The organism is Psychrobacter immobilis (assembly GCF_003148585.1).
Lineage (GTDB): Bacteria > Pseudomonadota > Gammaproteobacteria > Pseudomonadales > Moraxellaceae > Psychrobacter > Psychrobacter immobilis.
This window is the reverse complement of sequence record NZ_QGGM01000011.1, coordinates 1-25347: the sequence shown is the minus strand read 5'-3', so window position 1 is coordinate 25347 and position 25347 is coordinate 1. Positions and strand designations below refer to the sequence as shown.

Genomic DNA, 25347 nt, shown 5'->3' with positions numbered 1-25347 from the left:
TGGTACCATGAAAAATACTGAAAATCTGGTTGTTGTCCATCTAAGTGCCACGGCAGTCTATGTCGTCATTGGTAACGTTGTCTCTGCAAAAGACATCCGTATTCTGGGCGTGGGACAAGTCAAAAATAGCGATTTTTACCAAGGTCAAATAAAACACCGTGAACGTCTACAAGGTGCTATTAAACAAGCCATTCAAGAAGCAGAAGATACTGCCAATTGCCGCGTGCACAGTGTGTGGTTGACCTTAGCGACACCGGAATTATCGAGCAAAAATAGTGCAGGCGAGGTACGTGTAGAAGATGAGGCGGTACGTGCCAAAGATATGGTGCAGGCGTTGTCTAATGCCAAGTCACGCGATCTATCATCAGACTATTATCTAATGCATTGCTGTCAGCAGGGTATCTATGTTGATGATCAAGATTTCATGGTGGATGATGCAATCGAAATGATGGCGCATAATATTACTGTGATGTACCACATGATGATGATGCCCGTTGCTAGTCGTCAGAATATCCAAAAATTACTGCAAAGCTGTGATGTTGGTATTGACCACATTGTATTTGATGCAGTGACGAGTGCTGAATATAGTTTGATGAGTGACGAGCGCCAGCAAGGGGTTTGTTTGGTAGATATTGGTGCTAGTACGACCAGTATTTGCGTTTATAAAGAAAACAAGCTCATATTTACCCATTGCATCGCGACAGGCAGCCACGAAGTGACGATGGATATCTCAGCTGATTTTGGTATCTCCATGATTGAGGCTGAAAAGCTGAAAAAAACCCATGGTACTGTCGATGTCAATAGTGTCGATCCTAGCTCGTTCTTTATCTTTAAACCGCAAGGAACAGGTGACGAGATTAATATTGGTATCTATAATCTAGCCCGCATTATAGAGGCGCGCTATGTGCAGATATTTACGGAAGTTGCTCGTCAATTGCATGAGGCTGATCTCATCGGCTATATCGACAAAGGTATCGTACTCACAGGTGGCGGTACAGCGATTAAAGGTATGATACCCTTTACCAAAAAATTGCTCAAAATGCCCGTAGTATTAACCAACACTCATCCTGCTATTAGTGCTCATAATCATTTTGATAATGATGAGTCATTTAAGCAGCTAAACAGTCAAGTAAATGATCGTGCTTATCAAACGGCATTTGGTACACTATTATATAGTCAAAGCGAGCAGTTTCGCCGTAGTGAAAAAAGCGAGCCTGAAGCGATTCAAAAAAATCGAGTCACTGGTGTTTTTCAAAGTGCAGGGCAGCGTTTTGCTAGTGTGCTCAAAAAGATATTATAATCTGTTAGCAAAACATACTTATATTAAGCAGCATAAGATTATGCAGCTATATAATAGGCAAGAATACGAAAAGTAACACCCTGTACTATACCGGCATATTTTGGCTAGCACAATTATCTAAGCCATTGCCCTGTTTTATTTAAATACAATTATATATAGTAAGTCGATAGCGCGCCATATAAGTGTGTTACCAAGTATCGACCATCACGCTATCTGCAACTGGAGAAACCTTTTTATGTCAAAATACACCATGCCAGATGATAACCAGCCTCAAAATAACGGCCAAGCAAGCTTCACTGTATTCGGTGTTGGTGGTGGTGGCGGTAATGCGGTTGAACATATGGTACAACAAGGGATTAGAGGTGTAACGTTCGTCTGTGCTAATACGGATAAACAAGCGCTTGATCGTTTAACTGCACCGCATAAATTGCAACTTGGCGCAAAAACGAATCGCGGTTTGGGCGCAGGGGCGAACCCAGAAGTTGGGCGTGAAGCAGCAGAAAGCGAAGAAGAAGCCATCCGTGCATTACTCGAGCATTCAGACATGGTGTTCATCACTGCTGGTATGGGTGGTGGTACGGGTACGGGTGCAGCGCCTGTGGTTGCTCGTATTGCTAAAGAAATGGAGGTATTAACAGTTGCGGTCGTGACTACGCCATTTAAGTTTGAAGGTGGCAAACGTATCAAGGCTGCTAAAGCTGGTATTGAGCAATTGACTAATTTCGTTGATTCTATCATTACGATTCCGAATGATAAGTTGATGAGTGTCTATGGCAATATCTCTATGCAAGATGCCTTTAAGAAAGCGGACGATGTGTTATTACATGCGGTTCAAGGTATTGCTGAAACTATCGCTAGTGAAGGTATGATCAATATCGACTTTAATGATATCCGCACTGCTATGACTGCCAAAGGTCATGCGATGATGGGTATCGGCCGTGCTAGCGGTGATGATCGTGCGCGTCAAGCAACTGAGAAAGCCATCAGATCACCATTACTTGATGACTTGCGTTTAGAAAATGCAAAAGGTCTGTTGGTTAACGTAATTTCTTCTGAATCACTCTCATTGGATGAGATGAGCAAAATCAGTGTTATTGTCGAAGAAATTACAGATATTGACGATGCACATATTTTCTATGGTTCAGTGATTGATGAAAAAATGGGTGATGACTTACATGTCACTGTTATTGCAACAGGTCTGACTTTAGATGAAAACGCTGGGCAAGAGCCAGAAGTAGTCGAGGCACCAGTTCCTTCTGTCAATAGCACTCAGCCTGTTGACCCTAACGTGCATACCAGTGCTTTAAACAGCCAAAAGCAATCGCAAGCTCAGATGTACCAAGAAACGGCTAGTGCTACTCGCTCAAGCGCGCCTCAAGAGCAGGCGAAAACCAAAACCAATAGCATTCAAGACTATCTAAAACGTCAACAAAATAAATAATATTTTCAGATGTTTGGGGTCAGGAAAAGCCAGTACTAAGTTGCTGGCTTTTTTGTGCGTATAGAAAATGTCCATATATTAGTAAGCTGATTCAGCTATGAGCGCGCTCTATTTATAAGAATCGCCTCTCGATGCGAAAATCATTATTAATAAATAGGCGCATAAAACAATTTATGATTGTAACATCTGGCTGTTATTTCCCTGTGTTAACAGAGGCAATGTGATCAATAAAACATGAAAACCATCAAAATTTATTGACGATAAGTGTTATCAATCAAGGAGATAAGGAAATTAGCGAGTTTTAACTATGGCGAACTAGGGGCGGGTAATGATACACTATGGCAATTGTAACAAAATATGTGAGAAGACAGCCATGAACCAAAGAACCATAAAAACTGCGATTGCTGTTACAGGTATTGGTCTCCATAGTGGTCAGCCTGTTGACTTAGAGTTTCATCCGCAACCTATTGATACGGGTATTGTTTTCGAGCGTTCTGATATCGAAGGCAGCCAGCCGATTCCAGCCAGTGCTTTTTTAGTGCAAGATACTATGATGTCGTCAAACCTAGTGTTTGGTGGCACACGTGTGGGGACGGTCGAGCATTTGCTTAGTGCCATTGCAGGACTTGGCGTTGACAATCTTTTAATCCGTGTGTCCGCCTCAGAGATACCGATTATGGATGGTAGTGCGGCTCCTTTTGTAGCGTTGCTGCTTGACGCAGGATTCTGCGAGCAAGACGCTTTAAAGAAGTTTATAAAAATCGTCAGACCTGTAAGAGTAAAAGTAGACGATAAATGGGCAGAACTGCGTCCTTATGAAGGGTTTGAGCTGAATTTTGAGATTGATTTTGATCATCCTGCTATCGACAAAGATTTTCAGCATGCCCAGTTGCAGTTTTCGACGCAAAACTTCATTGAGCAACTGAGTTCAGCCCGTACTTTTGGGTTTTTACGAGATATAGAAGCCTTACGTCAGAATAATTTGGCGTTAGGAGGCAGTATGGATAATGCTATCGTTATTGATGAGGCAAATATTCTTAACGAAGAAGGTCTGCGTTTTAATGATGAGTTCGTTCGCCATAAAATTTTGGATGCTTTAGGTGATTTATATTTGATTGGCTATCCGATTTTGGGTCGCTTTAATGCTTATAAATCTGGTCACGCATTAAACAATTTATTGGTACGTGAGATACTATCTGATCATAATAATTTTGAAATTGTAACTTTTGATGACAATGTAACCTGTCCAATTCAGTATTTGCCTCTCGAAGGTTTGACTGTTGAAGGATGAATACAGGAATATACACGAAGTATCGAAACATTTACGCAATATTACATAATCCGGCAGTAATTACATTCTAATAATATTCGTTTTTTTGAATGTATTGTTTAGATTATTTTAACAATTCTGCTCTAGAGTAGAGAATATCAAAGCTGTGGATAGTTTTTCAATCATCTGTTGGTGACGTTCATAATGTGAACGGAGCTAGCAGGTGATTTTTTTTGTTTGCGTCATTACAAAATCGCAGCGTTACCAGCTGATTTTTACGGTTTTGTTTACACAACTTTACATAGTAACATTGATAATTTCAATGATTTGCCAGACGTAAAAGTGCTTTTTTGAGATTTTCATCAGTGGTGACATGCTCTGCGGCCTGTGATATAGTCCGCTTTGTGTTTTGGCTAAGAGCCTGATTTTCATTGGCTTTACTAGATTTTGACAAAGTTGCTGATACTGCTGATAGTTGTTTAGATGAATGATTATCAGCTGAATTTTTAGCGACGACGACGCGAATTTGCTTGAGTTGTTTAAATGTAATTGACTGCTCTGTTAAGACTTGCAAATAAGCGCTCTGTAAATAGCGAATATGATTGGCAGCAGTCATTGAGCCCACACTGAGTATTAATTGCTCGGAGGTGAGGCCTACGACCCAACAGGTATTAAGAATTTCTTCAGGTAGACAATCTACCAATAGCTCTTTTACCTCGTTGGTCGCTTCTATGTATAGCCGCATATTGTCAGCAAGCGTTCGGGGTAGTGCGCTACCAGCAAAAGCTTGATGGTCGATAAGTTGGGCAAGCCGATTTGGCTGTTTTTTTGACATCGTGATGACTCATCTAATAGGTGACAAAATCGATATTCATAATTGACATGCTAAAGGCAATTGATACTGAACGACTTGCGAGACAGTGAACTAAGCGGAATATGGTATTAACAGATAATACCAGCATTAGTCACTACAGAAGAAATAGCGGGCTGTTTTAACAAGGATTTTATCATGTTTTTGTAATGATCATCTCCTCTAAACTAATTGATGCTTTGTCACGGATGACGAGCGGTCTTGTATTAACAATAGGTAGTAAATTTATGAAACAAGCTTTATTAATTTTGTCAGTATTGGGAATGGGTATAGCACAGACAAGTGGTGCTGTCGAAACAACCTTTCAACCAAATAATACCTTGAGTCATACCATCACTAACATCTCTGCTTCTGCGAACTACGGTTCTAGCCGCAATATCTATAGCACTAACAGTGGTGCTCATGTATATAGCAATGATGAAATTAGTCAAGCCATTGATAATTTAAGTGCGCATGCCAAGCAAAAAGAATACCAGCTTGCTTCGCTTACTAGCCGTTTGTCTTATGAGCAGCGTCAGCAGCAATCAAGCCGCGCTCCTGATCGCAATTCTGCTCCTGCTATCGCAGCGGCAAGTGCATCGCGAGTAGCGTTATCTAGAAGCTCTGGCTACTGTGCTCGCTATGTACGTAAAGCGCTACAATCAGCAGGTTACGAATTTACGCCTAACCCTTCAGCTTATCAGTATGCCTCTCGCGGCACACTTGCTCAAGCAGGTTTTACCAAGATCAGTAATGATATGCAGCCACAAGTGGGTGACGTCGTTGTCTATAATCGTACGTCAAACCGTCCACATGGTCATATCCAGATCTTTGATGGTAACGATTGGGTATCTGATTTCCGCCAAAACAGCATTAGCCCATACAGTGGCACTTACAGCTATACGACATGGCGTGATTCGCAATATGTCGATGATGCATCAGACCGTGGTATTTACCTCGCGATGGCTGACAAATAGTAGCCAGTTAGATGTAACCTAAGTTAAAAGTTTTCTCCAAACCCAGTAATGCCTTTATAGCGTTGCTGGTTTTTTTTGCGCTTTGAGTTGTGATGCTTAAGTTAAAAGTAGAGTTAAAGCTCAAATTTCGACCAGTGGCTACGATTGTGAAAGTCAGGCGGGGAGGCGTGGTTTGGGGCAAAATATAAAGCAATCTCACCAAACCATAAAATAACACAAGGATGTATTTGCTCAATCACAGTATTTGCGATGACGTACTGCTTATTGGATCGTTGGATTACTGATACATTAAAGCTGCGCTCATAATGATGAGGTTTATTTGCGACTGATGGATCATTAAATAAAGGATTCTCAACGTACCTTAATGTTGGCTTTACATTGTTTATCCAATTAATAGACGCGCGCGCTTGTCCATCAGCTGCATATAAGGGTGTTGGTGGTAAGGTCGCAGGATTACGATAGCTCTCAAATTGATATAGCGCGTAACGACCGTCTGGATTGGCATTAATCTCGATATAGGGCGTTGCCTTTTGGGCATCCGTTAGATTTTCATCATTTATCAGACGACCAGCGATAAAACACTCAAGGCAAGTCTCTTCCCACAAGTAATCATCGAATTTTACTTGTGCTTGCTGCCACATTGACCAGTTTAGCTGCTTTGCTAGCAGTTGGTTGGGCAGGGTGAGTTGATAGGTTAGCCTTAAGTGGAGTGATGGCTGTTGAATGACCTGAGCACTCACATTTATACAGATGCGTTGCAACTCATCTACTGTTACACCCAGTTGCTGCGCATCATTTACTATGGTTTCGGTGGCCACACAGAGATTGAATGATTGATTCATAAGTTAAGACCCGACAATAAAAATATAGAAGTAACCATAAGAAAAGTTGTACCGACTAAGCGAGCTAATATTACACGCTAAGTAAATCTAAAACGAGCAGACAACATAAAAGCCGCGAGCAAGATGCATCGCGGCTTTTATGTTTATCGTCACCATTTTCTATGATTTGAGTTGATATGGCATACCATACCATCACTCAAACCAGCTGGTCATCACATATTATTATGCATGACGTGCTAAGTTAGACAGTTTTGGGTTGGCGTTTGGATTTTTACGTAGTAATAATGCCATACGGCCAATAGAATGAACCAAAGACGCGTTAGCCGCTTTGGCAAGTTCAGCACCGATGACATCGCGCTCTTCTTTTGTGCCAGCAGGCAGTTTTACTTTGATGAGTTCATGATCTGATAGCGCGCGATCAATTTCTTCAGTAATGGTTGGGGTAATACCTTTGTTGCCAATCATGACGATAGGTTTGAGGTCGTGACCAATGCCTCTTAGGCGTTTGATGGTAGCGTTATCGAGTTGCATAGAATTCCTAGGTGTTGGTAAAAATAAAAGACAGTGCTATTAAGAGCAGTTGACGACCATTATAGATAATCTGTGGTCATCTTGCATGAGATCAGCAGGATTTTGCACGATTTTACGTGATGAAAATGTTAAACTGAATGTTTGGGCACATTATAAACGCTACTGTCTGATAAATCAGTGTTTTAACCAATAGAATTTAGTCAGTTTAAGACTGCAAATGTATAAAAATCTTGATTGATAGCATATTCGAATGAATTTAACCCATATCGAAAGTGCTTCATAAATCTTTTAGCTACTTCAGTAATATGTATGAATGTTTTGCAAAGCAATAGGAGCAGGTATTTTGGCCACGCGTATCGAAAATAAAAAACTGTCAAAGAGTAGTAGCGCTTGGATGAAAGAGCATATTGACGATCATTATGTGCAAAAAGCGCAAAAAGATGGCTATCGTGCCCGTGCCGCCTATAAACTATTAGAAATTAATGAAAAGACCAATATTATTAAAAAAGGCATGACGGTCGTAGATTTGGGCAGTGCTCCAGGCAGTTGGTCTCAAGTGGCAGGTCAGCTAGTAGGCGAAAAAGGTATTTTGATTGCCTCTGATATTCTGCCGATGGATACATTGCCTGATGTGACCTTTATTCAAGGCGACTTTCGCGAAGCAGAAGTGTTTGATGCAATCATGGCAGAGGTTGGTGATAGGCAGGTCGATGTAGTGCTGTCCGATATGGCACCAAATACGGCAGGAAACAGCGCAATCGATCAGCCACGTATGATGTATTTATGCGAGCTGGCAGTGGATTTCGCGCTTGCAACCTTACCAGAAGGTGGCGCACTTATTATGAAAGTGTTTCAAGGTGAAGGCACACAAGAATTACGCAAGCAGATGCAGCAGGATTTTAGTAAAATCCGTAGTATCAAGCCGGGTGCATCACGACCACGGTCAAAAGAGATGTTTTGGATAGCGATTAAATAATCATAACGTCGTTGTGTCATAGCCATTGTAAGCGAGATAATGTGTCACCATAACATAGTCTCATGAGCGCATTGAACCCGCTACAATCGTTAACTGAATAATAGCGAAACCTGCTTGAATTATGCAGGTTAGCACCACATATCATGGTATATTAACTTTGTTTCAAGCATATGTTTTAGGCAAAGTCGTCTGACAATAAGCGCCTGATGTGCTCATCTAGGATAGATATATAGGTCATTGATATTTATAACTTGTGAAAACAGTCCCCATGCAGCATTTGAGTTGTGTGAGTCTGACTCATAAATTTTGGCTATGAATATATCTACTAAAAAATGAGCGATACGTTTATAGACGTCACGTGTTTAATAAACACACCAATAAGTAAGGGATGGGAATAACTAGTGAGCGACATGGTAAAAAATACCTTATTGTGGCTGGTGGTAATCGGCGTTTTGGTGCTGGTGTTTAGCGGCTTTGATCAATCATCTGAGCCGGATAGCCTTAACTACTCTGAGTTTGTGACCGCTGTGTCAGAAAACCAAGTAGCCAGCGTTGAAATCGATGGCGAGCAAATCACCGGCGAAAAGAAAAATGGTTCATCTTTTGAGACCATTAGACCAGCTGTGTCAGATGATGAGCTGATGCCATTGCTGCGTGAGAACCAAGTCGAAGTCCAAGGGACTGCACCAAAACGCCAAAGCGTGTTGATGCAATTACTGATAGCCAGTTTCCCAATTCTATTGATTATTGGTCTGTTTTTATTCTTCATGCGTAACATGCAAGGTGGCGCTGGCGGTAAAGGCGGCGGCCCTATGAGCTTTGGTAAGTCAAAAGCTAAAATGCTGACTGAAGACCAAATCAAGGTGAACTTTGAAGATGTGGCTGGTTGTGAAGAGGCCAAAGAAGAAGTGGTTGAAGTGGTCGAGTTTTTACGCGACCCTGATAAATTTACCAAGCTTGGTGCGACGATTCCACGTGGTATCTTAATGGTAGGTCCTCCAGGTACCGGTAAAACCTTGTTAGCTAGAGCCATTGCTGGTGAAGCTAAAGTGCCGTTCTTCTCAATCTCAGGTTCTGATTTTGTTGAGATGTTTGTCGGTGTCGGTGCCTCACGTGTACGCGATATGTTCGAACAGGCTAAAAAGAGCGCGCCTTGCATCATCTTTATTGATGAAATTGATGCGGTCGGTCGTCATCGTGGCTCTGGTATGGGTGGCGGTAATGATGAGCGTGAGCAGACACTAAACCAATTATTGGTTGAAATGGATGGTTTTGAAGGCAATGAAGGCGTGATCGTCATTGCAGCGACCAACCGAGCGGATGTGCTTGATAAAGCGTTACTGCGTCCAGGTCGTTTTGACCGTCAGGTACAAGTGGGCTTGCCAGATATTAAAGGCCGTGAACAAATTCTTAAAGTGCATTTGAGAAAGCTGCCGAATACTATCGGTGTGGATGCCAATGCATTGGCTCGCGGTACACCAGGTTTCAGTGGTGCGCAGCTGGCCAACCTTGTCAACGAAGCGGCATTGTTTGCAGCACGTCGCAACAAGACCAGCGTTGATATGAATGATTTTGAAGATGCAAAAGACAAGTTATATATGGGTCCTGAGCGTAAATCAATGGTCATCCGTGAAGAAGAGCGCCGTGCTACTGCTTATCATGAAGCAGGTCACGCCTTAGTCGCTGAGCTACTACCAGGTACCGATCCTGTGCATAAAGTAACGATCATGCCACGTGGTTTTGCGCTTGGGGTTACTTGGCAGTTGCCAGAGCATGACCAAACCAGTATGTATAAATCAAAAATGCTGAGCGATATTGCTATCTTATTCGGCGGTCGTATCGCTGAAGAAGTCTTTATCAATCAAATGTCGACGGGTGCTTCTAACGACTTCGAACGTGCAACCAAGATGGCTCGCGCCATGGTAACGAAGTACGGTATGTCTGATGCGCTTGGTATTATGGTTTATGAAGATGAAGACAGCTCGCAAGGCTATTTTGGCTCTAGCAGTCGTACGATTTCAGAAGCCACGCAGCAAAAGGTCGATGAAGAAGTTCGCCGTATGTTAGAGGAGCAATATGATATCGCGCGTGAATTGATTGAAGGCAATCAAGAAAAAATGCATGCGATGGTAGATGCTCTAATGAAGTGGGAAACCATTGACCGTGATCAGTTGCAAGATATCTTAGCAGGTGAAGACCCTCGTCCACCTAGAGTTTATCAGCACAATGAAGTCAACTTATCGAAAAGTGATATTAAAATAACCAACTCAACACCGCCACCGTTACCAGCGATGTAGTTGTCAGTTGATTCATATCCAATAGAAGAAGCCCTTTATCATAAAGGGCTTTTTTGTTGTCCATATTTCGTGAAGGGTTTAGTACAGAATAGAGTTTACTGGTATCATGAGCACAGCGCATAACAAGCACAGTGCATAACAAGCAGTATGCAATAATTAGAATATTTTAATGAGAGATAATTTGGTTATGTCCTTATTTCAGCCCTTACCCAGCTATAAGATATCAAGTCGTGATAAAACACTAGATCTATCGCAGCCTCATATTATGGGTATTCTTAATGTCACACCCGATTCGTTTTCAGACGGTGGACAGTTCAATGCGGTAGATAAGGCTGTTGCGCATTGTCAGCAAATGATAGAAGAAGGTGCGACTATTATAGACATTGGCGGTGAGTCTACTCGCCCCAGTGCGAATGCTGTGGGCACGTCTGAAGAGCTGCAGCGTGTTGCGCCAGTGGTTCAAGCCATCCGCCGGCATTGCGGAGAGGCTATTTGGCTATCTATTGATACCAGTAATCCAGAGGTTATGAAAGTGGCTTTTGACGCTGGTGCTGATATTTGGAATGATGTACGCGCACTCAAATGTGAGGGTGCAGCAGTACTAGCGGCTGAGCTTGATATACCAGTCATGCTCATGCACATGCGCGGCGAGCCAACAACGATGAATAATTTGGCACACTATGATGATGTCATTAGTGACGTAAGGGCTGAGCTATTATCGCGTATTGACGAAGTAACAAGAATCGGTGTTAAGCGTGAGAAAATTATTATCGACCCAGGCTTTGGTTTTGCGAAAGATTATGAGCATCATTGCGCACTATTAAGCCAGCTTAGCAGGCTACAAGTGCTTGGTTTACCGATGATGTTTGGCATTTCACGCAAGCGTTTTTTAGCGGAAGTATTGAGCAAGAGTGGCGTCGAAGTCGTTGCTACTACTAACGCGGTAGATCGTGATGTGGTAGGTACGGTGGCTGGTATCTTTGCCCTACAGCAAGGCGCTGGCATTATACGCACCCATAATGTGGCGATGATGCAGCAAGCAGTAGCCTTGTGGCGTCAATTATCTGCGCATAACTATCCTTAACCTTAATTTAAAATAATGAGAGTACTTTTATGACCACCCCGATTCAGCCAGAACCAACCAATGAACAGCGCCGCATTATCTATCAAGCACGCCGCGGATTAAAAGAGTTAGACTTTTATATTGACCTTTATGTCAAAGAGATTTACTTAACGGCAGAGCCTGCTGAACAAGAGACGTTTGCAGAGATGCTGACTCATGAAGACCCTGATTTGTTGGATTATTTCACCAATCAAAATCGTCCAGAAAACGAAGAAATATGGGCGCTAGTCAATAAAATTAAGACATGGCGTCATACCAAAGATTTGACTTAAAGACTGATTTAGATATAAAAAATGGTTGTTCAGAGCTGGCATAGCTGGGCCTAAGTAACATAATAGTCTGCCGTTTTTTTTGGTGATAAAATATGACCTTGGCAAATTCGTTGCGTATTGATACGGCTATTCGGCCTGCCAGCTATTTGCGTTTGCTGCTTTATAGTGGGTTGACCGCCGTCATGGTTGTACTGGCATGGCTTGCTTCTTTACTGTTATGGCAATATGTGCTTATTTTAATCGTTACCGCCGCGGTGATTATTTATTTAACATTATCACGACCCATACTGCTGCACCTTAGCCAGCCACCACTTAGCCATCGTGTTGATCAATATTGGCAGCTGCTGCTCCGTACAGGTCGCGGTGATGAGCTATGGCAGGCACAGTTAAGCAATGTCTCTGGATATCGATGGGCGATAAGCTTTGAATTCAATGTTATAGAGCCTTATCATCGCTCTTTATCAGTGACCATCTTTCGAGATCAAGTGAGCCCTGAACAATGGCGAGAGTTGAATGTTTTGGCTAGATTGTATTGAATACTTATAAATAGTGCTTATCAGTGCCATGGTCGAATGTTTAATATGCCTAACATAAACGCCGAAAATACGAGTTAAGGCATTATTTTTTATAGCGCCCAGTGAGCGGTTTTTTCCACGAATTTACGAACGCCTACATGTCATAACAAAACACCTATCTGGATAGCGAAAGAGATTTGTTATATTGCAAGAGAATTATGAATCGCATAAGTAAATTAAGCTCTTGCTTAATATATTAAATTAGCAGCGAAGTTTTTAGCGGTTTATAGATAATAAATAATATGACAAAAAGGAATCGAGAATGAGCTTATTAGGGAATTTGGTTAGTCAGGTGGCCCGTCGTGCGATGGATCCTGAAGATGCGCAGCGTAATCCTGTAAATCAACGCATTGATCCACGTCGTACAGGTGGTCTTGGGGATATATTGGGTAGCGTGCTCGGCGGTGGTAGTCAAACTGGAGGCTACAATCCACGCCAGTATGATCGTCAGCCAGACAATGGTTTTGGCTTAGATGATATTCTCGGTGGGTTAACAGGCGGTGGACTCACTGGTGGCAATCAACGTGGCGGCGTCAATTCTAATGCCGGCGGTCTTGGAGACATATTAGGCAGCGTATTGGGTGGTCAAGCCATGGGTGGTCAAACGAGAAAATCTGGATTCGGCGGTAAAGGTATGCTAATCGCTGCACTTATGCCAATGGTACTAAGCTGGATCAAACGCAATGGCGGCTTGAGTGGTGCATTATCAAAAATCACAGGTATGGGTTATGAAAACCAAGCCCGTTCTTGGATGAGTAACCAGCAAGACAATGACAACCTTGATCCAAATGATATCAGTCAGTTGTTCGATGAAAATGAGATTCAGCAGGTTGCAGCACATACTGGTGCTAATGACGTAGAAGTCCGTCAAGGTCTTGCTGAATTGCTGCCAGAAGTAATGAATCAGCTGACACCAAGTGGCAATTTGGATAATGAATCTGAAGCCAATGAAGAGATTGATCAAATCATTAATCAACTATCTAGTCGACTAGGTGCGCTAAAATAAATTTCTTTTTTAAAGAAAGTCACAATCGTTAATGCCACAAAGTTAATACCATGAAAAAGAGTACGTTATCCAACGTGCTCTTTTTTATGGCTGTTAGTTTAACCCTACTATTGGTACTTAATTACTGAATATTTACTCTTTATTCTAAATAGATATGTTAAAAATGGCGAATAATAGAAAAATAATTCTATAAATCTTATAAGATGGTCATATGATTCATTGAGTCTTTTGTCGCAGTGGCTACTTTGATGATCCTTTATATAATATGACTGCGTGATGGTATAAGCATTTATAAGGATAGTTAATCATGCCATTTAAGCCTATTCAAGCAGCGGTTGCCATTTTGGTCGGCTTGATCATTTGGTTTGTGATACCAGTGCCTACTGGCGTTACCCCTGAAGCATGGCACATGCTGGCGTTATTCATCGCCACTATTGTCGCCATCATCGGCAAAGTATTACCCATTGGTGCCATTGCTATCATTGCAGTCACCCTAGTCGCACTTACAGGCGTGACTAGTGATAGCCCAGCACAAGCCATTAGCGATGCACTATCAAGCTACTCAAGTCCGTTGATTTGGCTAATTGGTATTGCAGTCATGATATCGCGTGGCTTGATAAAAACGGGTTTGGGTCGACGTATTGCCTATTATTTTATTTCTATTTTTGGTAAAAAAACCATCGGCGTGGCTTATTCTTTGACTGCGGCTGAATTGATGATAGCACCCATTACGCCCTCCAATACGGCGCGTGGCGGCGGTATTATTCATCCTATTATGAAGTCTATCGCGCAAAGCTTTCACTCAACACCTGAGGAAGGCACTCAAAATAAGATTGGTCGTTATTTGGCGATGGTGAATTATCATGCCAACCCGATTACCTCTGGGATGTTTATCACGGCTACTGCACCCAACCCGCTGGTTGTAGATTTGGTGAATAAAGCCACAGGCGGGGATATTCAGCTGTCATGGACCACTTGGGCAGTGGCGATGCTTGTACCTGGCATGCTATGTCTGCTTGTGATGCCGTTAGTCATTTATATGATTTATCCACCTGATGTTAAAATCACGCCCGATGCAAAAGGTTTTGCCAAGGAAAATTTGGCAGAAATGGGAAAAATAAGTAGCCAAGAAAAAATCATGCTCGGGGTATTTGCTCTGATGCTGTTATTGTGGGCGAATATTCCCGCATTGATGTTAGGTGAGCAATATAGCGTTGATGCTACCACCACAGCATTTATTGGTTTGACGACCTTAATATTGACTGGGGTACTGACTTGGGACGATATTTTAAAAGAGAAGTCAGCATGGGATACCATTATTTGGTTTGGCGCCCTTATTATGATGGCCGCTTATCTTAATAAGCTTGGACTGATAAGCTGGTTCTCTGGCAATATCGAATCGATGATTGGCACGACTGGGCTTGGCTGGATCGGTGCTGTGACTATTTTGACCCTAGTATACTTATATATCCATTACTTCTTTGCTAGTACCACGGCTCACATTACTGCACTATTTGCAGCATTTTATGCGGTGGGTTTAAGCTTGGGCGCACCGCCGATGTTATATGCGCTTATCTTAGCCGCAGCGGGCAATATCATGATGACGCTTACGCATTATGCAACTGGTACTGCGCCAGTCATTTTTAACTCTGGCTATGTGACGTTAAGAGAGTGGTGGAGTATTGGCGCAATAATGAGTGTGGTCAATTTAGTTATTTGGATCGGTGCTGGTTTGATTTGGTGGAAAGTGCTCGGCTATTATTAATAGATCGCTCAAGTCATATTGTTTTATGTACAGATGGATGTATTTAAAAAAAGGTGAGGGTGGGTTAAAAGCGCTCATCTAATGTGTCTAATGTATAATTGAGCGCGGCAAAACAGATATCGCTCTGAAAGCCTCGATATTGCAAAAACCGTAGCTGCTTTGCTTTGTCTTTTTGTTCAGTGGGTATGTCATCGCCGTACTTCTTAGTGCGGGCTGTGACCGCCAGTTTGAGCCAATCGACACCATCTACCAGATTATCTGCACTATCATCTACAAACTCCCTAAACTCTTCTGACTCTGCATTTGCCATATCGATTAACTCATCGATATTACTGGGCATGGTAATTTTTTTACGATAAAACTCCTGCTTGATACGTCCGCGTCCCCGACCTTTACGGATATTTTCACGAATGAGCATGAGCGTCGTGCGATAATCACTTTGGTAGCCTTTTTCTTCAAACTCATCGAGTAGCGCATCAATTTTATCTAAGGCTTGCTCTTTATCAATAAGCTTTTGCTTAAGCTCAGCCTTGCCGTACTCACGGCGCGATAAATAATAAAAAGCTAACCAACGCAAGCGGCTTTCGGCTTTGATCTCATCTATTTCTGCTTGTCGTTGTTCAGGCGTGCGCAAATAGGCTTTAAGAGCAGCAGGTAGGTTATCCATCTGACTGTCGACTGTGCTGTGCGCAGAAGTGTTGGTAATGGCAGCATCGGTTGTATACTGTGATTCTTTGTTAAATTCATCATCAGTAGCCGTGCTATCGTCTGGTTCATCATGAATATTTTGTTTAACTTCAGCCAGCATCTCTTTGATACTTTGCGCTTCTGGTTGCTGATAAGCAGGCACGTCACTAGGCTCAGGGCTAAAGTTAGCCGCTGGGTGAAAACGCTTTTTACGTTTCTTAGTTTTAGCAGGATTTTTATTGGTAGAAGAGTGAGCCTCAACGGATTCTACTGAAAAGTCAGCATCGTCAGATAATGAATGGTCTTCATGATAGTAAGTTGAATGCTTGCGCGTCTTAGTTGTTTTTTTAGGATTGCCTTGATAGGAATGCTGAGAAAATTTGAAGGATTCAGAGTGTTTGGAAGATTTGGACGGTTTTTTTGATTTGATAGTCGGACTACTCGCTGAATCGGCATCGGATTCAGCGAGTATTTCAGCTAAGGTTTTAATGTTCATAACAATTTAATTTTCATAACAAGTCATGATTATTAATAGCGGTGAATAATTGCGCCGTTATTGTACAGGTTCAGAAACCAACGCTTCATTGGCTTTATCTTCGGCTTTGGCTTCTTTCTTTGATCCAAGCTTTTCCTCGCGAATTTTAGCTTCGATTTCTTGCGCAATCGCAGGGTTTTCTTTTAAGAACAGTACAGAATTGGCTTTACCTTGACCGATTTTTTCGTCGCCATAGCTATACCAAGAGCCTGCTTTGCCAACTGCACCAATTTCAACACCCAAGTCAATCACTTCGGCTAAGTGGTTGGTACCTTCACCATAAGTAATTTCAAACTCTGCTTGGCGGAAAGGCGGTGCCATTTTGTTTTTGATGACTTTGACACGGGTTTGGTTACCGATGATTTCATCACCATTTTTGACCGCACCGATACGGCGGATATCCATACGTACAGAGGCGTAGAATTTCAGTGCGTTACCACCAGTCGTGGTCTCAGGGCTACCAAACATCACACCAATTTTCATACGAATTTGGTTGATAAATACCACCATACAATTGGAGCGTTTGGCGTTACCTGTGATTTTACGTAGGGCTTGGCTCATGAGCCGTGCTTGCAAGCCCATATGTGAGTCGCCCATCTCGCCTTCAATCTCCGCACGTGGCGTTAGAGCAGCAACTGAGTCAATAACAATCATATCGATAGCACCAGAGCGCACCAACATGTCGGTAATTTCAAGTGCTTGCTCACCATTATCAGGCTGAGAAAGCAATAGCTCGTCAGTGTTTACGCCAAGTTTGCGCGCATAAACAGGGTCAAGCGCATGCTCAGCATCGATAAAGGCGCAGGTGCCGCCTTGCTTCTGACATTCTGCAATCGCCTGTAGCGTCATGGTCGTTTTACCTGAGCTTTCTGGGCCATAAATCTCTACGATACGGCCTTTTGGTAGACCACCAATGCCAAGTGCAATATCCAGACCCAACGAACCTGTTGATACTACATCGACATCCATAATAGCTGAGTCGTCACCTAAATGCATGATGGTATTCTTACCAAACTGCTTTTCAATTTGACCGAGTGCTGCTTTAAGGGCTTTGGCTTTATTGTCGTCCATACTGGATTCCTTGTCTTCAATCATTGGTTAAAACTATAAATTTGGTATGATAAATAAAATGTTTGTAGCTATGAAGGTTAACGGCTCAATAGTGCTGATGGCTATCTAAATAATAGGCAGCGTTCGTTCAATGTCTATCTATGATGAATGGGTTAGGGTATCGATGGTGTAGACAGTAATATAGGATATATCACTCTACTATACAGTAAAATCAAATAACGATAAAAGTAAAATTAAGTTCATAATCAGCGGCAACAGATGTAATTTGTAGGTAAAATTATGCTCGTTAAGCCTTAACTGTTTTCTAAAGTACGGTTGATTAGATAAGGTGATTATAACAAAAACCAAGGAGCATATAGAGGATTCAATGATGCTAAACGACACTAACTGTCGCATTGTATATAAGTGATAACTTGTGTAGTCTAGTTGCTGAATACATCCTAATTTTGGATAGGATAATGTCGCCCTTTGTCAATAGCATTAGAAGTTGTCCACAAGAAATAAAGCGTCTAAATTTAGCTTTTGTGAAACATCAGTGAGGATTAATTTAATTTAAAAATATATTAAAAATATATTAAAAATAAATTACAGTATTATGAAATACCGTTTAACTTACTGATTTAAAAGGTTTTTTAAATTGTATAAAAAATGAACGATTTTACCTCATCCTTTGAGCTATCTAGGGAAATTGTTGTCAAGTGCGTACTTATGCACAGGGTTATCCACAGCTTATGGGGAGAACTCATGAATCCCTTATACTATCAATGTTTGAGTAGGTAGGTGACCTGTGAGTGTGGCGCTGGAATATATTTTTTACCGCTATATGTAGCGTTATTTATTTAAAAATTCTATGAAAATAGACGATGTTTCACGTATTAAAAAAAATTTATTATTTTTAATAAAAATACTTATAGCTTGTCTATTAAGGGTTGTAGCTGAAAAAAATCAAATAATATTGTCATTAGATAATTTGCAAGCACAAAAAAGCGGCTAAATAATTTAGCCGCTATGCAGAAGTCATCGAAGATAAGTGAGCCGAATCTAGTCTTTAATATAGATTAAATCCCAAACGCCATGTCCACTATTTATACCGCGGCGCTCAAATTTGGTCATTGGACGAAAGTCAGGGCGGTCGGTGAAGTTACCTGCGCCTGCTTGATTGGTTAAACCAGTAAAACCGTCTAAAACTTCAACCATCCAAAAGGCATAATGCTCCCAGTCGGTTGCGGTATGGAACCAGCCGCCTTGCTTTAGACTACGAGTCACAATCGCCATACGTTCAGGGCTGACGAAGCGGCGCTTGTGATGGCGCTTTTTTTGCCATGGGTCAGGGAAGTAAAGCTGGATGCGATCAATATGGTTTTCTGGTAGTTGCTTGAGCAATTGGATGGCGTCACCGTTGATGATTTTGACATTGGTTAGCGCTTGCGTACCTGCCATATAGGCGCATTTACCGATACCTGGCTCGTGCACTTCGATACCAACGAAATTGCGGTTAGGTTCTGCTGCTGCCATCTCAATGAACGAATCACCCAGTCCAAAACCAATCTCTAAGGTAAGCGGTGCTTCACTACCGTTAGGGCTATCAGCGAATAGCGTTCGTAGATTGTCAATACCATCAAGATTGCCATCACCGAAACTGTTATTAACCAGATACTCAGCAAATTCTGGCGCGGTCAGTGCCAGTTCGGCATTTTTATTCATGTGCGTACGTCGTTTCATAAAAGTATTGACGATACGTAGATGTTTGCTTTCTTCAGGCTCACTCTCATTACTAATACGGGATTCAATGTCAGTATGAGTAAGGCTTTCGGTGTTAGTACTGAGGACTTTTTGCTCATCAGTAGTACTCGTACTATCGATGTTATCATTAATATCAGGATGTGGAATCATAGGATTGACAAGGCTTCATAAAATGGGTGATGTATGCTCATTATAAGTTAAATCTATACAGCTGTGAACGGACAATACTTTTTTAATATTGTTATCGTTCATTCAGCATAAAAAAGTAAAAGCGCTGACCTTGTTTGACGTATCACATATAGATTGGCATTCGGTTACCTTGACTTTCTTTTACATTGAATTAACGGTATTTATCTGTCGTTTTACTATTCTGCACATCGGTTTTGGCGTTATCATATAAAGTGAGTAATGGATTTAAATTTTTCTTCATCGTTAATAGGGGTAATCTATGCTATTTATCGAGACGGATTCGCCGCCCCCTTTTTATCAAGAACAGCTGACTCCTGCTAAGCGTACACAACTTGATAAATGGTTCATCGGTCACCGTAGCCAGCATTATTATCTGAAACGTTTTGAGCAGTTCGATGCGCAAGGTTATCTGTCGCCAAAATGGCATTGGGCAGCATTTTTTGTGACGTTTCCTTGGCTCCTCTATCGCAAACGCTATATGGATGCGATTGTCTATAGCGTGGCTGGCTGGTCGTTTATTCAGCTCAATGTGGCACTGGTATTGGTTGCGTTTGAATTTTTGGCAATGTCCTTCATCCCTGATGCTTACCAGATGGCGACACGCATAGGTATTGCCGCGATCATTTGGTTATTTTGGTCGTTCATGGTGGCGCGTTGGACGGATGCGTATTATTACCGCATGGCGCGACGTGAGATTGCAGATGCTATCGATGATTATCCGCGTGATGAAGCAGCGCAAAAGGCGCATCTGCGCCGAGAAGGTGGGGTCAGTCTATTTGGGCTAGGATTGGGGTTTGGTATTTTTGCTTTTGCTTTAATGGTCATTAAGATACAGTTTCTGCCAATTATTGCCAAGCCAAAAGCCAATGAAGTGCTGTTCGATGCGTATGATACAGCCAAAACGGCACAAAATCGTGTAGCACTGATTTATCAACAGACAGGGCAATGTCCGATTCATTTGCCTATCGATACAGGCACTCAGCAGATACGAATTGATATCGATAAAAAGGCCGCTGGCGTAGTAGAGACGGATTGTGCAGTCATTGCGACCATACAAAATGTTCAGTTCCCTATCCGCTACCTAAATCAGCAGACACTGGTTTTTTACCATGTGCCAGACAGCGATAGTTGGAGCTGTATGAGTTCACTAAATAAGAAACTGGCACCGGCAAGCTGTATGCCCGATTAGGGCATGTTTGATGATCTAACGATGACACTGACAGTGCCTATTTGTGAATCATCAAACACGCTTTAAAATATATAAATATTTAGGTGTTAGAGTCAGTTGCAACGTCGTCCTTTTTATCAACGGGTGTTGCTTTACTTTTTAGCGCGTCATAAAAATCTGTTAAGTCCATTTTTCGGGCTTTATCAATGTCTTCATCAAACAAGCTTTCTAGCTCTGCCATCGCTGATTGTGCGGATTCAATCATGCTGGCTTCATCATCATAGATCGCTTGCTGACGTTCAATTAAGTCATCGTCGTAATCGCGGAAGGTTTGCACTGTCTCGCGCGCTTTTTCTGGTGAGATGCCAAGCAGTTGTAGCGACTCACGCGACATATCCAAGGACGATAGGTAAGTCTCACGCCAAATATGACGCACACCGACCTCACGCAATCGATAATAATGCTGACGGTCACGTGCCCGTGCCAAGACAATCAGGTCTGGATAGTTTTTACGCAAGTATTGAGCCGTGGTGATAGAGCGCTCTAAATCATCGATGGCCAAAATAAACACACGGGCTTTTTTAATACCAGCTGCGCGCAGTATCTCAGGGTTTTTTGGATCGCCATAATAGACTTGGTTACCAAATTTACGCACGAAATCGACGCGATTCGCTGAGCGTTCGATGGCAGTAAACTCAATATCGTGCATGCGTAGTACACGACCGATAATCTGACCGACGCGCCCAAAACCAGCAATAATGACTTGATGTTCATGATCGGGAATGGCATCGTATTCGCGGCTGGGTTTGCTTTTGGCAAATAAAGGCTCACCGATTTTCTCAAGTAATAAAAATGCCAGTGGTGTGAGCGCCATGGAGATAGTGACGATAAGGTTCAGAGTATTGGCAAGTTCAGTTCGCAACACATTTTGTGCCGTAGCGACACTGAATAAAACAAAAGCAAATTCACCACCTTGAGCGAGTGTCACACCCAGTCTGATACTGGTTGGCCAGCGATTGCCTGATATCTTTGCAATGGCGGTAATGACACCAAATTTGATCGCCATCAATGCCATTGCACAGCCGATGATAAAGATAGGTTTTGCCAAGATAAGTTTGACATCCGTCAGCATACCGACCGACATAAAAAACAAGCCAAGTAGCAACCCTTTAAACGGCTCAATACTGGCTTCTAGCTCATGGCGATACTCAGAATCTGCAAGCAGTACCCCTGTCAAAAAAGCACCTAATGCCATCGATAAACCAATTTGACCCATCAAAATCGATACACCCATCACGATAAATAGTGCAACGGCGGTCAGCAGTTCTGATGCACCACTAGAGGCTACAAACTTAAAGAAGGGACGAACGACATAACGACTAGCAAAAATCAGTCCAGCAAAAACCGCAAAAACTTTGCCAAAATAAATCAAATCATAACTTTGTTCGCGCACCCCTGATAGGAAAGGAATGACGGCTAGCAAAGGGATAACCGCAATATCTTGGAATAATAAAATCGTAAACGCTTCACGACCGTGGGTGCTAGAAAGCTGCTGTTTTTCCGTCAGTATTTGTAGTACAAAAGCTGTGGACGACAAGGCAAGGCCAAAACCGACGATAAAAGCAGTATCGAGCTGTAAGCCAAAAATTTGATGTAACAGCCCCATTAATAATGTGCCAGTCAGACCAACTTGCAAACCACCGAGGACAAATATCGAACGCCGCAGTGCCCATAATCGTGAGGGTTGCAGCTCAAGCCCGATAATGAACAGCAGCATGACCACGCCAAACTCAGAGAAGTGCAACAAGCTCTCAGCATCGCCTGCGACGTCCAGACCACTGGGCCCCAATATCAATCCTGTAATGAGATAACCTAAGACCGTCGCAATGCCAAAACGTTTACCAAGGGGTACAAAGAGCAGGGCTGCTCCTAAGAAGATTGTAGCTTGTAACATTAAATTTGGTGAGCCGGTGGCGGCAGCGAACATCTGGAATCCTTAGCAGTCATGATAAAATAAGCGTTACAATATGGGCATAGCAAAAATAAAAAATCTTAGCATACGTTACTTTTTACGATAAATCTTCCACACACCATTATCGGCAAGTGGATTGTTATAAGCATCGTTACGGCGCTTACGCGGGGTCTGGCGACTGTCTACGATTTTGAAATCGGGCAGCGCATGGACGATAAGTCCCGTTCGATAAAAACGCACGCGTTCAGGCTCCAGCATCTCGCCCTTGCTATCACGGCAAAATACATAGGCGCGCAAATCAATAAATTCACGATGCGCCACCAAACGCGCCTCATCATCATTATCAAATACTGCACTCATACGCGCAATTTCATCAGCACTATAGTCACCACACTTATCAGTAAGCGCACCGACCGAACCGAAGCTTTTGGATTCTTTTGCACGGGTCTTGGTCAAATGTAGCCTTTGAACATGATAGATAAATTGCGGTATCTCAAGGCTGGCTGGTAGCGGCAGATGATCGGGTGGTAGGTTGGCCGCAGGATAAAACGCCATGGCGCGCTCAAGCAGATTATGCCAACGCTGCTGATAGGCTTGGACTTCGGCGATATTGCCTTCATAAATTGGCATATCACGAACTTGACGCAAAATATCAGGTGGAAACTGCTCATCTCGAAAGCTAGCAATGTCTTCTTGCAGCGTCGATAACAATGCTTTGGCATGCTTTTTACCCTCTGCTGAGATAGGGTCATCAATGTGGCTTGGAGCAACAAAAGGAGCTGAGCGTCTCGACATGGCAGAAAATAATCCATTAGTGGTAAATTGGGTGTTTCAGCTTTAAGTATACAGAATTTATATGAAAAATATGGCGGCGAGGCTAAATTTCCCATCATTTTTAACATGCTATTACAATGCTAAAAATCGGCGTGGTATAAGCTTATTTAAAATAAAGCCTGTTTATGTCGGCGCATAAGAAGTTAAATTCATGCACGATGATTCGTCCGCTGATAGTAAGTTGCGCGGATTATTGAAGACTTTTAGCAAAATAATTTTAAGGGTTTTCGGGGCAGGACTGGCGCTGTTATTTGGATTTTGGTTGCTGCTTGCGTCATATATGGCATCTGATTATTTGACATCTGATTATTTGACATCTGATTATGTAACGCACATCAGGACTGACGCATGAGATTTTTGGATTCGAATCATATTCTTATCGTTGGGGTTGGGTATTTGGTCAATAACAACGCTTTGGCTCATTTGGTGCATATGGCGTTATGGTTGCCACCACTTGATAAAACGTCGCTAATCAATCATAGACGACGTTTAAATTGATATTTGAATGAAGAATTATCTTTTCAATGTTTAATGTCTGACTTTCAAAGTCTGACTTTCAATGTCTCATGCTTAATGATTGTGACCAATATGATTATTACCCTCTGTTTGTTGTTCTGAGATATCGCAGACCAGCGCATCGCTATGTGCCTCAGTTTGCGGATGTGATGCGCTTTCTACCTGAATGGTCGCATGATGAATACCAAGCGTAAGCAAGCTTTTTTCCAGACTGCCAATCAATATACTCGACTCACGGATACTCATCTCACCATCGACAACGACGTGACAAGATAAGGCATTTAGACCACTGGTAATACTCCAAACATGCAAATCATGGACTTCTTGTACTTGTGGATGGGTAAGCAGTTTTTTTTCGACATCCACTAAGGATATGCCTTCTGGCGTGCCTTCCATCAAAATATGTACGGAATCACGCACGACGCGATAACCACTAAATAATATCAGTATCGCGACAATCACCGAGGCTGCTGCATCCGCCCAAACCCAGCCGAAGCTCATCATCAAAAGCGCGGCAATAATAGCGGCAACCGAACCCATTAAGTCACTCAATACATGCAGGTAAGCACTTTGCATATTAAGATTGACCGGTGCTTTACTCGCATTTTTTCCTTGAGTGTCTTCATTACTGTCTTTGTGACTACCAGCATGACTGTGACCATGTGTATCTCCACCACGACTGCCTCGATGCATCAGCCAAGCGACTAAAATGTTGACCAACATACCAATGGTGGCAACGATAAGCATGCCTTGGGTAGCAATTTCAGGCGGTGCATTAAAGCGCTTAATCGCCTCATAAAAAATCATTAGCGCAATAATGACCAGCGTCGCACCATTGACTGTTGCGACTAAAATCTCAAAGCGTTTATAACCAAACGTCTTTTGATGAGTAGCTGCTTTTTCACCAATTTTAAATGCCATCAGAGTGGCGCCAAGTGCGATTGCATCACTTAGCATGTGACCTGCATCAGATAATAGCGCCAAACTGCCAGTCAGCCAGCCACCGATGGCTTCAATAAACATATAGCCTGTGATAATGATAAAGCTGAACAGCAAGGTGCGCTGATAGCCCTTGGTATCTCGCGGGGCTGTTGTTTGCTCTAAGTGTTCATCGTGATCGTGAATGGCTTGATTGTCATGAGTGTAGTTGCTCTCATCCTCTTTATGCAGATGGTTAGCCACATTAACAGTATCATTTTGATGAGAATGGTTGCCTTGTTCAGCGTTTGATTTATTTTGACTCATAACAACACTCAGAATGACAGAAGAAGAAATTTGATTGCTTATAAGGCTGGACTTGCTGTGCACAAACTAGGGCGTGTCATCAATTAAGCCAAATGACACAAGAAACTAAATGAATCGCACTGAGGAAATGACAGGCTAACTTGTCATAGCGAGTAGCAATCG

22 protein-coding genes and 1 pseudogene are annotated in these 25347 nt (G+C 42.4%); 13 read left to right on the top strand and 10 right to left on the bottom strand.

What is annotated here, in order from left to right; translation table 11 throughout:
* Positions 1 to 7 precede the first annotated feature (7 nt).
* The 3 genes from ftsA to lpxC all read left to right on the top strand — a co-directional run bounded on the left by ftsA (position 8) and on the right by lpxC (position 4032).
* Positions 8 to 1300, top strand: a complete 1293-nt coding sequence (gene ftsA, locus C8D84_RS09460; protein ID WP_198329470.1) for a cell division protein FtsA — start codon at positions 8 to 10, stop codon at positions 1298 to 1300.
* A gap of 235 nt (positions 1301 to 1535) precedes the next feature.
* Positions 1536 to 2741, top strand: a complete 1206-nt coding sequence (gene ftsZ, locus C8D84_RS09455; protein ID WP_045454113.1) for a cell division protein FtsZ — start codon at positions 1536 to 1538, stop codon at positions 2739 to 2741.
* 373 nt (positions 2742 to 3114) lie between these two features.
* Positions 3115 to 4032: a UDP-3-O-acyl-N-acetylglucosamine deacetylase gene (gene lpxC / locus C8D84_RS09450; protein WP_055124715.1), complete on the top strand. Its 918-nt coding sequence runs from the start codon at positions 3115 to 3117 to the stop codon at positions 4030 to 4032.
* Between the two features lie 298 nt (positions 4033 to 4330).
* Here lpxC and C8D84_RS09445 read toward each other — a convergent pair whose 3' ends face one another.
* Positions 4331 to 4846: a hypothetical protein gene (locus C8D84_RS09445; protein WP_055124714.1), complete on the bottom strand. Its 516-nt coding sequence runs from the start codon at positions 4844 to 4846 to the stop codon at positions 4331 to 4333.
* A 263-nt stretch (positions 4847 to 5109) separates the two neighbouring features.
* On the opposite strand from C8D84_RS09445, the gene C8D84_RS09440 reads away from it, so the two are divergent.
* A complete protein-coding gene (locus tag C8D84_RS09440; protein WP_045444182.1) occupies positions 5110 to 5838 on the top strand; it encodes a CHAP domain-containing protein in 729 nt (242 codons plus the stop codon).
* A gap of 113 nt (positions 5839 to 5951) precedes the next feature.
* On the opposite strand, the gene C8D84_RS09435 is transcribed toward C8D84_RS09440, so the two are convergent.
* A complete protein-coding gene (locus C8D84_RS09435; protein ID WP_109591723.1) occupies positions 5952 to 6680 on the bottom strand; it encodes a DOMON domain-containing protein in 729 nt (242 codons plus the stop codon).
* A gap of 222 nt (positions 6681 to 6902) precedes the next feature.
* Positions 6903 to 7211 (bottom strand): YhbY family RNA-binding protein, encoded by a 309-nt coding sequence (locus tag C8D84_RS09430; RefSeq protein WP_045444184.1) that lies wholly within the window; start codon positions 7209 to 7211, stop codon positions 6903 to 6905.
* 343 nt (positions 7212 to 7554) lie between these two features.
* On the opposite strand from C8D84_RS09430, the gene C8D84_RS09425 reads away from it, so the two are divergent.
* The 7 genes from C8D84_RS09425 (at position 7555) to C8D84_RS09395 (ending at position 15225) form a co-directional block, all read left to right on the top strand.
* A complete protein-coding gene (locus C8D84_RS09425; protein WP_045444188.1) occupies positions 7555 to 8187 on the top strand; it encodes an RlmE family RNA methyltransferase in 633 nt (210 codons plus the stop codon).
* A 401-nt stretch (positions 8188 to 8588) separates the two neighbouring features.
* Positions 8589 to 10484 carry an ATP-dependent zinc metalloprotease FtsH gene (ftsH, locus tag C8D84_RS09420; RefSeq protein ID WP_109591721.1) on the top strand — a complete coding sequence of 632 codons (1896 nt, stop codon included), beginning with the start codon at positions 8589 to 8591 and terminating at the stop codon, positions 10482 to 10484.
* Between the two features lie 187 nt (positions 10485 to 10671).
* Positions 10672 to 11568 carry a dihydropteroate synthase gene (gene folP, locus C8D84_RS09415; protein WP_109591719.1) on the top strand — a complete coding sequence of 299 codons (897 nt, stop codon included), beginning with the start codon at positions 10672 to 10674 and terminating at the stop codon, positions 11566 to 11568.
* 29 nt (positions 11569 to 11597) lie between these two features.
* Positions 11598 to 11879 carry an FAD assembly factor SdhE gene (locus C8D84_RS09410; RefSeq protein WP_045444191.1) on the top strand — a complete coding sequence of 94 codons (282 nt, stop codon included), beginning with the start codon at positions 11598 to 11600 and terminating at the stop codon, positions 11877 to 11879.
* A 92-nt stretch (positions 11880 to 11971) separates the two neighbouring features.
* The gene (locus C8D84_RS09405; RefSeq protein WP_109591717.1) at positions 11972 to 12415 is read left to right on the top strand and encodes a hypothetical protein; all 444 of its coding nucleotides are present in this window, start codon (positions 11972 to 11974) and stop codon (positions 12413 to 12415) included.
* Between the two features lie 301 nt (positions 12416 to 12716).
* Positions 12717 to 13460: a YidB family protein gene (locus C8D84_RS09400; protein WP_109591715.1), complete on the top strand. Its 744-nt coding sequence runs from the start codon at positions 12717 to 12719 to the stop codon at positions 13458 to 13460.
* Between the two features lie 307 nt (positions 13461 to 13767).
* Positions 13768 to 15225, top strand: coding sequence for an anion permease (locus tag C8D84_RS09395; protein ID WP_055124707.1), 1458 nt, complete (start codon positions 13768 to 13770; stop codon positions 15223 to 15225).
* 64 nt (positions 15226 to 15289) lie between these two features.
* Here the strand turns inward: C8D84_RS09395 and C8D84_RS09390 are convergent, their stop codons facing one another.
* The 3 genes from C8D84_RS09390 to trmB all read right to left on the bottom strand — a co-directional run bounded on the left by C8D84_RS09390 (position 15290) and on the right by trmB (position 19411).
* Positions 15290 to 16408, bottom strand: coding sequence for a regulatory protein RecX (locus C8D84_RS09390; protein WP_109591713.1), 1119 nt, complete (start codon positions 16406 to 16408; stop codon positions 15290 to 15292).
* Positions 16409 to 16465: 57 nt separating this feature from the next.
* Complete coding sequence (gene recA, locus C8D84_RS09385; protein ID WP_109591711.1) at positions 16466 to 17518, bottom strand: recombinase RecA; 1053 nt, start codon at positions 17516 to 17518, stop codon at positions 16466 to 16468.
* A 1041-nt stretch (positions 17519 to 18559) separates the two neighbouring features.
* Positions 18560 to 19411, bottom strand: a complete 852-nt coding sequence (gene trmB, locus C8D84_RS09380; RefSeq protein WP_109591709.1) for a tRNA (guanosine(46)-N7)-methyltransferase TrmB — start codon at positions 19409 to 19411, stop codon at positions 18560 to 18562.
* Positions 19412 to 19709: 298 nt separating this feature from the next.
* On the opposite strand from trmB, the gene C8D84_RS09375 reads away from it, so the two are divergent.
* Positions 19710 to 20639: a pilin gene (locus tag C8D84_RS09375; RefSeq protein WP_109591707.1), complete on the top strand. Its 930-nt coding sequence runs from the start codon at positions 19710 to 19712 to the stop codon at positions 20637 to 20639.
* A gap of 79 nt (positions 20640 to 20718) precedes the next feature.
* On the opposite strand, the gene C8D84_RS09370 is transcribed toward C8D84_RS09375, so the two are convergent.
* Positions 20719 to 22605, bottom strand: a complete 1887-nt coding sequence (locus tag C8D84_RS09370; RefSeq protein ID WP_109591705.1) for a monovalent cation:proton antiporter-2 (CPA2) family protein — start codon at positions 22603 to 22605, stop codon at positions 20719 to 20721.
* A gap of 75 nt (positions 22606 to 22680) precedes the next feature.
* Positions 22681 to 23385, bottom strand: coding sequence for a hypothetical protein (locus C8D84_RS09365; RefSeq protein WP_109591703.1), 705 nt, complete (start codon positions 23383 to 23385; stop codon positions 22681 to 22683).
* Between the two features lie 387 nt (positions 23386 to 23772).
* Here C8D84_RS09365 and C8D84_RS13760 point away from each other — a divergent pair, with 387 nt between their 5' ends.
* On the top strand, positions 23773 to 23922 hold the full coding sequence (locus C8D84_RS13760; protein WP_170108299.1) for a hypothetical protein: 150 nt from the start codon (positions 23773 to 23775) through the stop codon (positions 23920 to 23922).
* A gap of 72 nt (positions 23923 to 23994) precedes the next feature.
* Here C8D84_RS13760 and C8D84_RS09355 read toward each other — a convergent pair whose 3' ends face one another.
* Both C8D84_RS09355 and C8D84_RS09350 read right to left on the bottom strand, forming a co-directional pair.
* Positions 23995 to 25185 carry a cation diffusion facilitator family transporter gene (locus C8D84_RS09355; RefSeq protein ID WP_109591701.1) on the bottom strand — a complete coding sequence of 397 codons (1191 nt, stop codon included), beginning with the start codon at positions 25183 to 25185 and terminating at the stop codon, positions 23995 to 23997.
* A gap of 79 nt (positions 25186 to 25264) precedes the next feature.
* A pseudogene (locus C8D84_RS09350) lies at positions 25265 to 25347 on the bottom strand (IS5/IS1182 family transposase); the annotation flags it as partial.

Bases quoted from the DNA above. Each gene is read 5' to 3' on its own strand.
- ftsA (WP_198329470.1), top strand. From the start codon at position 8: ATGAAAAATACTGAAAATCTGGTTGTTGTCCATCTAAGTGCCACGGCA.
- ftsZ (WP_045454113.1), top strand. From the start codon at position 1,536: ATGTCAAAATACACCATGCCAGATGATAACCAGCCTCAAAATAACGGC.
- lpxC (WP_055124715.1), top strand. From the start codon at position 3,115: ATGAACCAAAGAACCATAAAAACTGCGATTGCTGTTACAGGTATTGGT.
- C8D84_RS09445 (WP_055124714.1), bottom strand. From the start codon at position 4,846: ATGTCAAAAAAACAGCCAAATCGGCTTGCCCAACTTATCGACCATCAA.
- C8D84_RS09440 (WP_045444182.1), top strand. From the start codon at position 5,110: ATGAAACAAGCTTTATTAATTTTGTCAGTATTGGGAATGGGTATAGCA.
- C8D84_RS09435 (WP_109591723.1), bottom strand. From the start codon at position 6,680: ATGAATCAATCATTCAATCTCTGTGTGGCCACCGAAACCATAGTAAAT.
- C8D84_RS09430 (WP_045444184.1), bottom strand. From the start codon at position 7,211: ATGCAACTCGATAACGCTACCATCAAACGCCTAAGAGGCATTGGTCAC.
- folP (WP_109591719.1), top strand. From the start codon at position 10,672: ATGTCCTTATTTCAGCCCTTACCCAGCTATAAGATATCAAGTCGTGAT.
- C8D84_RS09410 (WP_045444191.1), top strand. From the start codon at position 11,598: ATGACCACCCCGATTCAGCCAGAACCAACCAATGAACAGCGCCGCATT.
- C8D84_RS09405 (WP_109591717.1), top strand. From the start codon at position 11,972: ATGACCTTGGCAAATTCGTTGCGTATTGATACGGCTATTCGGCCTGCC.
- C8D84_RS09400 (WP_109591715.1), top strand. From the start codon at position 12,717: ATGAGCTTATTAGGGAATTTGGTTAGTCAGGTGGCCCGTCGTGCGATG.
- C8D84_RS09395 (WP_055124707.1), top strand. From the start codon at position 13,768: ATGCCATTTAAGCCTATTCAAGCAGCGGTTGCCATTTTGGTCGGCTTG.
- C8D84_RS09390 (WP_109591713.1), bottom strand. From the start codon at position 16,408: ATGAACATTAAAACCTTAGCTGAAATACTCGCTGAATCCGATGCCGAT.
- recA (WP_109591711.1), bottom strand. From the start codon at position 17,518: ATGGACGACAATAAAGCCAAAGCCCTTAAAGCAGCACTCGGTCAAATT.
- trmB (WP_109591709.1), bottom strand. From the start codon at position 19,411: ATGATTCCACATCCTGATATTAATGATAACATCGATAGTACGAGTACT.
- C8D84_RS09375 (WP_109591707.1), top strand. From the start codon at position 19,710: ATGCTATTTATCGAGACGGATTCGCCGCCCCCTTTTTATCAAGAACAG.
- C8D84_RS09370 (WP_109591705.1), bottom strand. From the start codon at position 22,605: ATGTTCGCTGCCGCCACCGGCTCACCAAATTTAATGTTACAAGCTACA.
- C8D84_RS09365 (WP_109591703.1), bottom strand. From the start codon at position 23,385: ATGTCGAGACGCTCAGCTCCTTTTGTTGCTCCAAGCCACATTGATGAC.
- C8D84_RS13760 (WP_170108299.1), top strand. From the start codon at position 23,773: ATGAGATTTTTGGATTCGAATCATATTCTTATCGTTGGGGTTGGGTAT.
- C8D84_RS09355 (WP_109591701.1), bottom strand. From the start codon at position 25,185: ATGAGTCAAAATAAATCAAACGCTGAACAAGGCAACCATTCTCATCAA.